General features: G+C 69.7%; 9 protein-coding genes, 1 tRNA gene and 2 rRNA genes. 5 read left to right on the top strand and 7 right to left on the bottom strand.

Annotated elements, in window-relative coordinates:
* The first annotated feature begins 181 nt into the window (after positions 1-181).
* The 5 genes from C466_RS14090 (at position 182) to C466_RS14070 (ending at position 8,890) form a co-directional block, all read left to right on the top strand.
* On the top strand, positions 182-2,254 hold the full coding sequence (locus tag C466_RS14090; RefSeq protein WP_004599182.1) for a PrkA family serine protein kinase: 2,073 nt from the start codon (positions 182-184) through the stop codon (positions 2,252-2,254).
* A gap of 1 nt (position 2,255) precedes the next feature.
* Positions 2,256-4,673, top strand: coding sequence for a serine protein kinase PrkA (locus C466_RS14085; protein WP_004599851.1), 2,418 nt, complete (start codon positions 2,256-2,258; stop codon positions 4,671-4,673).
* Positions 4,664-6,049: a DUF444 family protein gene (locus tag C466_RS14080; RefSeq protein ID WP_004599185.1), complete on the top strand. Its 1,386-nt coding sequence runs from the start codon at positions 4,664-4,666 to the stop codon at positions 6,047-6,049. Before C466_RS14085 ends, C466_RS14080 begins: the two co-directional genes overlap by 10 nt.
* Complete coding sequence (locus tag C466_RS14075) at positions 6,046-8,109, top strand: SpoVR family protein (protein ID WP_004599186.1); 2,064 nt, start codon at positions 6,046-6,048, stop codon at positions 8,107-8,109. Before C466_RS14080 ends, C466_RS14075 begins: the two co-directional genes overlap by 4 nt.
* Positions 8,110-8,185: 76 nt before the next feature.
* Entirely contained in the window at positions 8,186-8,890 is a 705-nt protein-coding gene (locus tag C466_RS14070; protein WP_193366055.1) for a hypothetical protein, read from the top strand.
* A gap of 25 nt (positions 8,891-8,915) precedes the next feature.
* Here C466_RS14070 and C466_RS14065 read toward each other — a convergent pair whose 3' ends face one another.
* The 7 genes from C466_RS14065 to C466_RS17175 form a co-directional block, all read right to left on the bottom strand.
* Complete coding sequence (locus C466_RS14065) at positions 8,916-9,650, bottom strand: alpha/beta hydrolase (RefSeq protein WP_004599190.1); 735 nt, start codon at positions 9,648-9,650, stop codon at positions 8,916-8,918.
* Position 9,651: 1 nt separating this feature from the next.
* Entirely contained in the window at positions 9,652-10,266 is a 615-nt protein-coding gene (locus tag C466_RS14060) for a VOC family protein (RefSeq protein WP_004599191.1), read from the bottom strand.
* A 202-nt stretch (positions 10,267-10,468) separates the two neighbouring features.
* Entirely contained in the window at positions 10,469-10,675 is a 207-nt protein-coding gene (locus C466_RS14055) for a hypothetical protein (RefSeq protein ID WP_004599193.1), read from the bottom strand.
* A gap of 76 nt (positions 10,676-10,751) precedes the next feature.
* On the bottom strand, positions 10,752-11,591 hold the full coding sequence (locus C466_RS14050; RefSeq protein ID WP_004599194.1) for a hypothetical protein: 840 nt from the start codon (positions 11,589-11,591) through the stop codon (positions 10,752-10,754).
* Positions 11,592-11,692: 101 nt separating this feature from the next.
* A tRNA-Cys gene (locus C466_RS14045) sits at positions 11,693-11,768 on the bottom strand.
* A 218-nt stretch (positions 11,769-11,986) separates the two neighbouring features.
* A 5S ribosomal RNA gene (gene rrf / locus C466_RS14040) occupies positions 11,987-12,108 on the bottom strand.
* A gap of 232 nt (positions 12,109-12,340) precedes the next feature.
* Positions 12,341-13,222 (bottom strand): 23S ribosomal RNA (locus C466_RS17175); the annotation flags it as partial.

Raw genomic sequence — 13,222 nt, 5'->3', positions numbered from 1 at the left:
GCAATCCCTCCCACATATATAGCCTCGGATACGGGCGAGGCGTCCACCGGCACCGACGCGCACCCCGACGACGCGCCGCTCGCGGGTCGACGAGCTGCCGATACGCGCACGGAGAGCGACAGCTCCGGGCGTCGCGACCCGCGCCGGCGACGCCGCCCGCGATCCGAGCGAACGTGATACGATGGCAGACCGACACACGCTCGAACGGCTCAGCGAGGAGTACCGGACGGCGGTCCCCGACGACCTCAGAGCCGCGCGCTCGTTCGACTGGTACCTGGACGCGCTGTACGACGACCCCGAAATCGCGCGGAACGCGCACCAGCGCGTCGCGGACATGTTCGACCACTACGGGACGCGCTACGACGAGGAACGCGGCGTCGTCGAGTACGCGCTCGCCGCCGAGGACCCGCTCCACGACGGCGAGAACGTCTTCTACGGCCGCGAGGTACACGAGGCGATCCACGAGTTCGTCAACAAGGTGAAGTCCGGGGCCCGCGGACTGGGTCCCGAAAAGCGGATCAAGCTCCTGCTCGGTCCGGTCGGCTCCGGCAAGTCGCACTTCGACTGGCTGGTCCGCCGCTACTTCGAGGCGTACACCCGCGAGGACGCCGGCCGCATGTACACCTTCCGGTGGATCGACCTCTGTTCGGTGATCGACGATCAGGACCCGGACGACGACGCGGTCCGCTCGCCGATGAGCCAGGACCCGCTCGTCCTCCTCCCGAAGCCCCAGCGTGGGGCGGTGATCGACGACCTCAACGAGCGGCTCGACGCCCCCTACACGCTCAGGAACGACCAGCACCCGGACCCGGCCTCGGAGTTCTACCTGAACGAGCTGCTCGCGCACTACGACGACGACTTGGAGCGCGTCCTCGACGAACACGTCGAGGTCGTCCGGCTCGTCGCCGACGAGAACCGCCGGGAGTGCATCGAGACGTTCGAGCCGAAGGACAAGAAGAACCAGGACGAGACCGAGCTCACCGGCGACGTCAACTACGCGAAGCTCGCCGTCTACGGCGAGTCCGACCCGCGGGCGTTCGACTACGCCGGCGCGTTCTGCAACGCGAACCGTGGCCTCTTCTCCGGCGAGGAGCTCTTGAAGCTCCAGCGGGAGTTCCTCTACGACTTCCTCCACGCCTCCCAGGAGTCGACGATCAAGCCGAAGAACAACCCGCGGATCGACATCGACCAGGTGATCGTCGGCCGGACGAACATGCCGGAGTACCGCGAGAAGACCGGCGACGAGAAGATGGAGGCGTTCAACGACCGCACCAAGCGGATCGACTACCCGTACGTGTTGGAGTACGAGAGCGAGGCGAAGATCTACGAGAAGATGCTCGACAACGCCGACGTACCCAACGTCCACGTCGAGCCCCACGCCTTGGAGATGGCCGGGCTCTTCGGCGTCTTGACCCGGCTGGAGGAGCCGACCGACGAGACGGTGACGCTCGTGGAGAAGGCGAAGGCGTACAACGGGGAGTTAGAAGACGAGGAGATCGACCGGCGAAAGCTCCGCGAGGACGCCGCCGAGTCCGCCGACGTCGGCGAGGGGATGGACGGGATCTCCGCGCGGTTCGTCGGCGACGAGATCGCGGAGGCGATCATGGACGCCACCCACCGCGAGCGGGGGTACCTCTCGCCGCTCTCCGTCTTCGACCACTTCGAGGCGAACCTCGGCGGCCACGGCTCGATCGCGGCCGAGGACCTCGACCGCTACGAGCGCCTGCTCGACCGCGTCCGCGAGGAGTACCGCGAGCGCGCCATCGAGGACGTGCGCCACGCGCTGGCGTACGACGTCGACGAGCTCCGTCGCCAGGGCGAGAAGTACATGGACCACGTGATGGCGTACATCGACGACGACACCGTCGACGACGAGCTGACCGGGCGGGAGACGGAGCCGGACGAGACGTTCCTCCGCGCCGTCGAAGAGCAGCTCGACGTGCCCTCCGATCGGAAAGACGACTTCCGACAGGAGGTGTCGAACTGGGTGTCGCGGCGCGCCCGCGAGGGGCGCGGCTTCGACCCGCAGGAGAACGACCGGCTCCGGCGCGCCCTCGAACGGAAGCTGTGGGAAGACAAGAAGCACAACATCAACTTCTCGGCGCTGGTGTCCGCGACCGACCTCGACGACGAGGACCGGAGCGCGTGGGTCTCGGCCTTGGTCGACCGTGGCTACTCCGAGGAGGGTGCCGCCGAGGTGCTGGAGTACGCGGGCGCGGCGGTCGCGCGCTCGGAGATCGAGGACGGTGGCTGAGATGAGCAACCGCACCCGATCGGACGGCGAGGGGTTCGTCGACGCGGCCGACGAGGCGCTCCGGGGGGCGTACGACCCGCCGATGAGCCTCGCCGCCTACGTCGACCGCGTGTTGGAGAACCCGACCGCGGCCGCCTCCGGCGCGGGGTACGTCCTCGCGGCCGTCGAGTCGTTCGGGACCCGCGAGGTCCGCGAGCGCGGCGAGACGCTCGACCGGTACCGCTTCTTCGATGACCCGGCAAACGACGGCGAACACGCCGTCCTCGGCAACACCCGCGCGCTCAACGGGTTCGTCGACGACCTGCGCGCGGCCGCGACCGGGCGGGGCGGCGACGAGACGATAGTCTGGGTCGACGGGCCGACCGCGACCGGGAAATCGGAGTTCAAGCGGTGTCTCGTCAACGGGCTCCGCGCGTTCTCGAAGACGGACGCCGGCCGGCGGTACACCGTCGAGTGGAACGTCGCGGGCGCCGACGGCGTCGGCGGCGGCGCGGGCGCCGCGTCGCTCTCGTACGGCGACGGCGGCGACGCCGGGGAGTGGTACCGCAGCCCGGTCCAGTCGCACCCGCTGTCGGTGTTCCCCGAGGCGGTCCGGGAGTCGATCGCCGACGCGGCCGACGACGACGCCTACCCGATCGCCGCCGACGTGGAGCTCGACCCGTTCAGCCGCGAGGCGTACGACCGCCTGGAGTCGGCCTACCGCGAGCGGGGACGCCGCGACCTCTTCTCGGCGATCACCGACCGCGACCACCTCCGCGTGACGAGCTACGTCGTCGACGTGGGTCGCGGGATCGGCGTCCTCCACGCCGAAGACGACGGGACCGCGAAGGAGCGGCTCGTCGGCTCGTGGATGGGCGGCATGCTGCGCGAGTTGGACTCGCGCGGCCGGAAGAACCCGCAGGCGTTCAGCTACGACGGCGTGCTCTCGCAGGGGAACGGCGTCGCCACGGTCGTCGAGGACGCGAGCCAGCACGCGGACCTGCTCCGGCGGCTGCTCAACGTCCCCGACGAGCGCCGGGTGAAGCTGGACAAGGGGATCGGGATGGACTTGGACACCCAGCTGATCGTCATCTCGAACCCCGACCTCGACGCGGAGCTGGACCGCCACGCCGAGCGCGGCGACGCCGACCCGCTGAAGGCGCTGAAGCGCCGGCTCTCGAAACACGAGTTCCGCTACCTCACGAACCGGCGGCTGGAGGCGCGGCTCCTGCGCAGAGAGATCGCCGGCGCGACGGCGGTGGAGGGGGCGGGCGACGCGGACGACGCGGCGGTCGGAGCGGACGCCGCCGCGGGGAGCGACGGCGCGACGGGGGCGCGCGACGACCCGGGCGCCGCGCCGCTGTCGATCGAGGTCCGGAAGTCGGACGGCGCGGCCGTCGAGCGCGAGATCGCGCCCCACGCGGTGGGGGCCGCGGCGCTGTACGCGGTCGTCACGCGCCTCGACGGCGACGACCTCCCCGGCGACCTCGACCTGATCGAGACGGCGGAGCTGTACGAGACGGGCGAGGTCCGGCGCGGCGACGACGCGGTGACCGTCGACGACGTTGCCCTCGCCGCGGGGGACGGCCGGAACGGGATCCCGGTCACGTACGCCCGCGACGCGGTCGCCGACCTGCTCGCGACGACCGCCGACCGGAGCCACCCCGACCTCCCCGTCGAGCGCGTCGTCACCCCGACGGACGTGCTTGACGCGATGGCGGACGGGCTCGCCGGCGCCCCCGTCTTCTCGCGGGCCGAGGCCGCGGAGTTCGAGGGGCGCCGCGGGCCGGTCGCCGAGCGGATCCGCGAGCGGCAGCGTGAGGACGTGATCGGCGCGATCCTCGCCGAGGAGACCGTCCCGACGGAGACGGTCGCCGAGTACGTCGAGCACGTGTACGCGTGGGAGGAGGACGACCCGACCGGCAGCGAGCGAGCCGACGAGGCGCCGGACCCGCTCGCGATGAAGGTGTTCGAGACGGAGACGCTCGGGCGCTTCGACGAGGGCGACTACCGCGGGACCGACCCGGGCCGCGACGTCGAGCGCTTCCGGCGCGAGCGGGTGATCCGCGGGCTCACGCGGTACGCGTGGCGCAACCGCGGCGAGGAGTTCAGCGTCGACGAGGTCGACCTCGGGGAGGTGCCCGAGCTGAAGGCGGTGATCGACGCGAACGACCTCGCCGACGTGAAGCGGCGGTTCCCCGATCTCGACCCCGCGGCGTGGCCCGACCCGCCCGCCGACACCGAGACGGAGCGGGTGAAGGCCGAGACGATAGCCCGCCTGTGCGAGCGCGGGTACAGCCCCGCGTCCGCGGAGCTGACGAGCCGCGCGGTGATGGAGGACGTTCGCGACGAGTGGCCCGACGTCGACGGCGGCCGCGCCGACGAAGACGGGCCGAACGGCGGCGCCGACCGGAACGGAGGTGGTGATCCGTGGGACTGACGGAGGACCGCGGGCGCTTCCGCGAGGTCGGCGAGACGCGCCGAGAGGACCTCGCGGAGTTCATCAGCCACGGCGACCTCGGCGGCTCCGACGCCGACCGGATCCGGATCCCGATCAAGGTCGTCGACCTCCCCGCCTTCGAGTACGACCAGCGAGCGGCCGGCGGGGTGGGGCAGGGCGGCGACGGCCAGCCCCAGCCCGGCCAGCCGGTCGACCCCGAGCCGGGGGACGGCGACGAAGAGGGCGATCCCGGCGAGGAGGGCGGCGACCACGAGTACTACGAGATGGATCCCGAGGAGTTCGCCCGCGAGCTCGACGAGGCGCTCGGCCTCGACCTCGAACCGAAGGGGAAGCGGGTGGTAGCGGAGGTGGAGGGCGACTTCACCGACACCGCCCGCTCCGGCCCCCGAGGGACCCTCGACGTCGACGAGTTCTTCAAGCGCGGGCTGAAGCGCCACCTCGCGACCGACTTCGACGAGTCGTACGTCCGCGAGGGGCTGTTCGTCGCCGGCGCCGACGTGGACGACGTCTTCGCGTGGGCACGCGACCAGGGGATCCCGGTCTCGCGGGCGTGGATCGCCGACGCCGCGGCGACCGCAGAGGACGGGCACGGCGAGCCGGTGGCGGCGCTCGACCGCTGGGAGAGCTTCGACGCGCTCGACGCCGAGGTCGACCGCGAGCCCGTCACCCACCGGATCCGCCGGGAGGGGCTCGACAGCGTCCCGTTCCGCCGCGAGGACGAGCGGTTCCGCCACCCGGAGGTGATCGAGAAGCGCGAGCGCAACGTCGTCGTCGTCAACGTCCGCGACGCCTCCGGCTCGATGCGGGAGACGAAGCGGGAGCTCGTCGAGCGCGTGTTCACCCCGATGGACTGGTACCTGACCGGGAAGTACGACGCCGCCGAGTTCCGGTACGTCGTCCACGACGCGGAGGCGTGGGAGGTCGACCGCGAGGAGTTCTTCGGGATTCAGTCCGGGGGCGGCACCCGGATCTCCAGCGCGTACGACCTCGTCGAGGAGATCCTCGAGGAGTACCCGTACGGCGAGTGGAACCGGTACGTGTTCGCCGCGGGCGACTCCGAGAACGCCGGCAGCGACACCACCGAGCGCGTGATCCCGAAGATGGAGTCGATCGACGCCAACCTCCACGCGTACGTGGAGACCCAGCCCGGCGACGGCGCGGCGAACGCCCGCCACGCCGACGAGGTCGAGGCGGCGTTCGAGGGGGACGACGGCGTGGCCGTCGCGCGCGTCAGCGAGCCGGACGACGTGACGGACGCGATCTACGAGATCCTCAGCACGGAGGCCGAAGACGACGGACCCAGGACGGGCGACGGCCGCGCGACCGGCCGGACCGACGGGGGTGAGCGGCGATGAGGGACGACCGGGTCGAGGCGAAACGCGAGGCCGAGGCGCTCGACGAGCCGGCCCGCGAGGCCCGCGAACTGGCGGAGCGGCTCGGGCTGGCGCCGTACCCTGTGCGCTACTGGGTCGTCGACCACGACCAGATGAACGAGCTGATCGCCTACGGCGGCTTCCAGCGTCGGTACCCGCACTGGCGGTGGGGGATGAACTACGAGAGACAGAAAAAGAAGGACCGCCACGGGCTGGGGAAGGCGTTCGAGATCGTCAACAACGACGACCCCGCCCACGCCTTCCTCCAGGAGTCGAACTCGGCGGCCGACCAGAAGGCCGTCATCACCCACGTCGAGGCGCACGCCGACTTCTTCGCGAACAACGAGTGGTTCGGGCTGTACGCCGACCGCGGCGAGGACGGCCCGAACGCGGCGGCGCGGCTGGAGCGCAACGCCGACCGGATCGCGGCGATCGCCGAACGGACGGACGTCGACCGCGACGAGGTGGAGCGCCTGATCGACGCCGTGAGCGCCCTCGAAGACACGATCGACCAGCACAGCCCGGTCGACGCCGCCCGGTCGGTCGAGGAGCCGGGCGTCGCGGCCGACGTGAGCGACGGCGACGAGGACCCGCTGGGGGCGATCGAAGCCCGGATCGACGAGCTCAATCTCTCCGAGGAGGTGCGCCGCGACGTGTTCGACGACGAGTGGCTGGAGGCGCGCGGGGAGGGCGTCGAGCCGGAGGAGCCGCGCCCGGACGTGCTGGCGTTCCTGCGCGACCACGGGAAGCGGTACGACCCCGACAGCGGGAAGGCGGTCGACCGCGAGCCGTGGGAGACCACCGTCATCGACGCGGTCCGCGAGGAGGCGTACTACTTCGCGGGGCAGAAGCAGACGAAGGTGATGAACGAGGGGTGGGCGACGTATTGGGAGTCGGTGATGATGGGCGGCGAGGGGTTCGCCGGCCCGGACGAGTTCCTCACGTACGCCGACCACATGTCCCGGGTGCTCGGGTCACCCGGACTGAACCCGTACAAGCTCGGCTTCGAGCTGTGGACGCACGTGGAGCTCCGGGCGGCGCGCCGGGAGGTGCTCGACAAGCTGCTCCGCGTCGAGGGGGTGACGCCGGAGAACTTCCACGCCCGGATCGACCTCGACGAGGTCGCGGCCCTGCTCGACCCGCACCCGGCGATCGCGGGCGCCGGCCCGGCGACGCTCGACGAGCTCGCCGAAATGGCCGCCGACGGCGACCCCCGCGTGGACGCCGAGGCGGTCGACCGGGCGCTCTCCGCCGGAGACGAGGCCGACGCGGGCGCGGAGTCCGCCGGCGTCGACGTCGAGCGGTACCCGTGGAAGCTGCTCACGCGCGAGGGGCTCGCGGAGCGCCACTACGTCCTCTCGCGGCCGGAGCACCGGGGCGCGCTCCGCAACGTCTCCCGGGAGGCGCTCGAAGAGCAGGCGCGGTACCTGTTCGACGTCGACCGATACGACACCGTGGCGGCCGCGATCGACGACGTCGACCGCGCGGCCGGCTGGGAGCGCATGTTCGAGGTGCGCGAGAGCCACAACGACGTGACGTTCATCGACGCGTTCCTCACCGACGAGTTCGTCCGCGAGGGGAACTACTTCACCTACGAGTACAGCCGGGCCGCCGGGGAACACCGCGTCGCCAGCGTCGACGCCGACGACGTGCGCAAGAAGCTGCTCCTCCGGTTCACGAACTTCGGGAAGCCGACGATCGTCGTGCTGGACGGGAACTTCCGGAACCGGGGCGAGCTCCTCTTGGGCCACCGGTACAACGGCGTCGAACTCGACGCGGAGCGCGCGAAGGCGACCCTGAAGCGCGTCTTCGAGCTGTGGGGTCGCCCGGTGAACCTCGCGACGATCCGCGTCGAGTACGACGACGGGGAGGTCCGGCGCGCCAAGCGACGCGGCGAGGAGCCGGCGGGCACGGAGGTCGGCGTGCGGTACCAGTACGACGGCGGCGACGTGACCGAACACGACCTCGACGCCGAGACCGAGTCCCGGATCGCGGCCGACGACGTCGATTACGACACGAAGCCCGACGACTGGCTGGCGTGAGGCGCCCGGTGGCCCCTGGATCCGCCGTTCCGCCCTCCGGACCGACACTTATGGCCGGCGGGCGACAATGACGGACATGGACGCTCCGGAGACGGAGGCCGCCGAGCGCGGCGCCGACCGATCGCGCCCGCTCCCGGAGGGGACGCCGCTCGCGTTCGCGGACCGGGACCCGACCGCGATCGACGACGCGACCGAGCTGTACCTGCTGGACCGGCACTCGGACGCGGACGGCACCGTCAGGGTCCAAGTGTTAGGCTGGGAGCGCGACGGCGACCTAGTCCGCGTCGCCTACGCGCTCCCGACCGGCGAGCGCCTGCGCGACCGCTACCGTTGGCCGACTGCGGGCCGGTACGACGAGAGCGACTTCCTCGCGCTGGTCCGCGGGCTCGGCTACCCGCCGGGCGCCGCCAACCTCATCGCCGGGGAGTTCGCCCGCGCGCGCAGCGAGAACGGCCGCTGGCGGATCGTGACCGGGCGGCGGTCGGACGGGGAGCGGGAATCCGACGCTGCGAGCGGCGGGGAGCGGGCCGAACCCGCGACCGCGGCGGGCGAACGCGCCGCCGTGTCCGACGCGCCGTCCGGACTCCGGGAGCGCGTGCGGCGCCTCGACCCGATGGCGACGGGGAGCGCCGCGGTGGTCCTCCTCGTCCTCGCGGTCGTGATCCCGGCGACGCTGGCGACGCTGACGGGCGGGCTCACGGCCGCGTCGACCGCACTCGGCGGCGTGCTCGGAGCCGCCGCGCTGGCGACGCTGCGACTCTCGATCGCCGCGGTGTCGTGACAGGCGATCGGGAAACGGAGCGCGGCTACGCGAGCGCGGCGACCAGCTCCGACGCCGCCGCGATCTCGTCGTCGTTGATCCCGTGGCCCATCCCCTCGTAGATCCGCTCGTCGACGTCGGCACCGAGCGCCTCCAACACCGCGGTCGTCTCGTGGACGCGCTCCTCGGGAATATGGGGGTCGGTGTCGCTACAGCCGACGAACGCGGGCGTCCCGGCGAGCGGCTCCTCGGCGTCGCCGTCCAGTCCGCCCTCGGCGTCCTCCCCCGCCCCGCTCTCGATGTCGGCGGCCGCGAGGTAGTCGTCGACGGCGACCGTCTCGCCGATCAGCCCACCGCTGAAGACGGCGAGCCCGCCGTAGCGGGTCTGGCTGCGGGCGACGAACTCGCTCGCGAGGCAGGCGCCCTGCGAGAAGCCGCCGACGAGGACGCGATCGCGAGCGATCCCGGCGTCGACCGCGCGACCGACCGCCGATCCGACCGCCCGAAGCCCCGAGGTCCGACCGGGCTCGTTGTCCGCAATCGGCGCGAGGAAGGAGTTCGGGTACCATGTGTTTCCCGCGGCCGCGGGTGCGATGATCGCGACGTCGCGGTCGCCGGCCAGCTGCTCGCCCAAGTCGACGACGCTGCGGGCGGTGGCGCCGCGGCCGTGGACGAGCACGAGCGCCGCTCCGGCGTCGTCAAGCGGCGTCCCGGCCGTGACCAGCGGCTCGTCGCCGTGGGGGTCGTCGCCCGCGTGCGGCCCCGGAGAGCGGTCGGCCATCTCAGACCCCGACGCCGGCGTCGGCGTCGGGCAGGTCGTGTTTGTTCACGGGGAGCCCGAGCTCTTCGAGGGCCCCCTCCATGTGGCGGTCCTGCGCGAAGTCGGCACCGTCCTCCTCGCGGAGGCGCTGCGCGGTCGCGAGCACCTCGCCCTTCCGGCCGTCGGGAATCTCGTACTTGTCGGCCGACAGCTCGATGACGAGCCCGTTGTTGTCTTGGGTGTAAATCGAGTGGAAGATGCCCCGGTCGAACACGTTGTACCCCTTGCCGGCGTCTTCGAGCGCCGCCATGATCTCCTCGTACTCGTCGGGTTCGACGCTGAAACACAGGTGGTGGACGGCCCCCGTGTTGACGCGCTGGCCGCGCGCAGACGCCCGCTCGTCGCTCACGAACACCGTGAGGATTCGGCCGTCGCCGGTGTCGAAGAAGAGGTGCGTCTGCGAAGGGTCGTCGAGGTTCGGCTGCCGCAACACGAGTGGCATCCCGAGCAGGTCGCGGTAGAAGGCGAGCGTGTCCTCCTCGTTGCTGCCCCAGACCGTGATGTGATCGGTGCCGCTGGTGTGGAACGGTGCGTCCGGAAGCTCCGACGTGACCGGAGCCAGCTTCTCGTCACTCATACCGATCGAGAGGCGACCGAGCCGTATAAAATCGAGAGGGACGGGACGGTGACCGGCTGACATCGGTGTTATCTGGCGGAGTACCTCAGAGGGGCCGTCGTTCGACTCCGCTTGAGAGCGCCCGGCGGGTCGCCGTCGCCGGCTGATCCCGTCGTCGAGTCCCCGTGCGCGGAGCTGTGCCGGCAACTGCGGAGGGCCGCCGTCACTGCTGCCAGACGGGCGGTGCGACGCCGAGCGTCCGAACGACGACGGGGTACGCGACGGCGATGACCAGGACGATCACCAGCGACGCCGCGAGCCCGAGCCCGCCGAGGACGCGCTCGACGACCGCCAGCGCGGCGAACATGGCGACGAACATCACCGCCCAGTGGGGGGCGAGCTGTCGCACCTTCTCCGTTGTCGAACTCATGGTCTCGGTAGCGGTCCCGACGGGTAGTGACTGTCGGTAGACCGGAGCGGAACCGAACGAAAACGCCGGTCGGCGGTCAGTACCGCGACGGGATGAACGCCATCCCGGCGAGCATGATCGACGACAGGACCGAGAGGACGAGGACGCGCGAGAGACCGCTGCTGTACTGGTTGAATCGTTCGATCTCGGTGACCTGCGCCTCGTACGCCTCGATGTCCGACGACATCCGGAGCGTCGAGGCGTCGGGGAAGTGCGCGACGTAGTCCGTGTCACCGAGCGTCACCGTCGAGTGCTGCGCGACCTCGACCGTCTCCGTCTCCGTGGTCTCCCACACGAGGACCGCGCCGCCGGTCGTCACGTCGTCGACCGTGACCGTCTGCCCGTCGTACTCGAGCGTCTCACCCGTCGCGTGCGTCCGCTCTTCGGGCGCGGGGAAGTACTCGTCGACGGGCACCAGCGTCCGGTCGCCGTTCTCGTCGGTCACCGCGACGTACTCGCCGTCCTCCAGCGTGACCGTCTCGTTTTCCGCCGCGTCGTCGGCTTGGAGAATCGCCTGTCGGTCGAGCACTTCGACGAGCGTGAACTCGCTGGCGTCGTCGCCGGAAATCTCAACGCGCCACTGGCGGTCATCGACCGTCACCGTCGAGCCGTTCGCCCACGTCTCGGACGTCTCGGCGGTGTACTCGCGTTCGAGCGTTCCGGTAACGACGGTCGTTGCCGCACCGCCGTGACCGCCACCCTCCTCCGTCTCCGAGATGTCGGCCACCGTGAACGTCTCCCCGCCGGCTTCGATCGTATCACCCTGCGCAGCGTCAATTTCCGGGTTTTCGAGCGCTATCTCCGGACTCTCGGCCGTCGCAGTCAGCGCGCCCGCCACGCCCGCGACGGCGAGGAACAGCGCGACAAACACGGCCACAGCGCGTCGTTGCATAGTTCACGCATGGGTCACCCGGTGTTTAACGGTTACTAAGCGGGTCAGTTCGTGGGACCGACCGGCCGGTCCGTCTCGAAGAAGAAAGCCAAGGGCCGGATTTGAACCGGCGTTGGGCGGCTCTGCAGGCCGCTGCGTCTGACCAGACTCTGCCACCTTGGCGCGTGCGAACGTACCGCTGTCGAGCGTTTAAGCTTAGCGGTCGGCTGCGAGCGTGTGGGTCGCTGGATATGAAAAAAGCCCACGGACGCTGCGTCCGTGGGCTTGGTGGGATTGTTCCCGTATGAGTGGGTAGGCNGCGAGCGTGTGGGTCGCTGGATATGAAAAAAGCCCACGGACGCTGCGTCCGTGGGCTTGGTGGGATTGTTCCCGTATGAGTGGGTAGGCGGCGACTCGTGGTTCCCAGAGGATCGCTCACTCCAGTACTTCACGATACGCTGGTAGGCTTAACTTCCGTGTTCGGAATGGGTACGGGTGTTTCCCTACCGCTCTGGCCGCCTTCATGCCGACTCTCGGAGTCGAACCGAGACTCTCTCTCTGTGACCGGAGAGAGACGCCTGTGTCGGTATGGTTCGATACCAACCGTGTAAATCGTGCGATCCAGATACCGCCTGAACTCATGCGAGTCGTGGCGCGTCAGCGCCAATGAATGTGGCTCGGTCTGTTAGTGCTCGTGGGCTTAACACCTCGTTGCNTACCGCCTGAACTCATGCGAGTCGTGGCGCGTCAGCGCCAATGAATGTGGCTCGGTCTGTTAGTGCTCGTGGGCTTAACACCTCGTTGCCTTGGTGCGTACACCCCGAGTCTATCGAACTCGTCTTCTACGAGTGACCTCTGTGGTACCTCTTTTCCATGTGGGTTTCGAGCTTAGATGCGTTCAGCTCTTACCCCGTGTCGCGTGGCTACTCGGCATCTGCCCTCTCGGACAACCGATACACCAGTGGCNNCCCCCAATAGATAGCAGCCGACCTGTCTCACGACGGTCTAAACCCAGCTCACGACCTCCTTTAATAGGCGAACAACCTCACCCTTGCCCGCTTCTGCACGGGCAGGATGGAGGGAACCGACATCGAGGTAGCAAGCCACTCGGTCGATATGTGCTCTTGCGAGTGACGACTCTGTTATCCCTAAGGTAGCTTTTCTGTCATCTACGGGTCCCATTCCGGAACCTCGTAGGTTCGCTAGACCACGCTTTCGCGTCAGCGTTCCTCGTTGGGAAGAACACTGTCAGACCATCTTGTGCTCTTGCGCTCTTCGCCGGATTCCCGACCCGGCTGAGATGATCTTCGGGCGCGCTCGATATCTTTTCGAGCGCGTACCGCCCCAGTCAAACTGCCCGGCTACCGGTGTACTCCTCCCGGAGTGAGAGTCGCAGTCACCGACGGGTAGTATTTCAATGNAGCGCGTACCGCCCCAGTCAAACTGCCCGGCTACCGGTGTACTCCTCCCGGAGTGAGAGTCGCAGTCACCGACGGGTAGTATTTCAATGCTGTCTGGGTGGCGCGCTGGCGCGCGTACCTCTGTAACGACTCCTACCTATGCTGCACATCGGCGACCACGTCTCAGCGACAGCCTGCAGTAAAGCTCTATAGGGTCTTCGCTTCCCCTTGGGGGTC

This window comes from Halorubrum distributum JCM 10118 (genome assembly GCF_000337335.1).
Lineage (GTDB): Archaea > Halobacteriota > Halobacteria > Halobacteriales > Haloferacaceae > Halorubrum > Halorubrum distributum.
The sequence above is the reverse complement of the archived record's forward strand: the minus strand, read 5'-3'. Positions and strand labels throughout refer to the sequence as shown.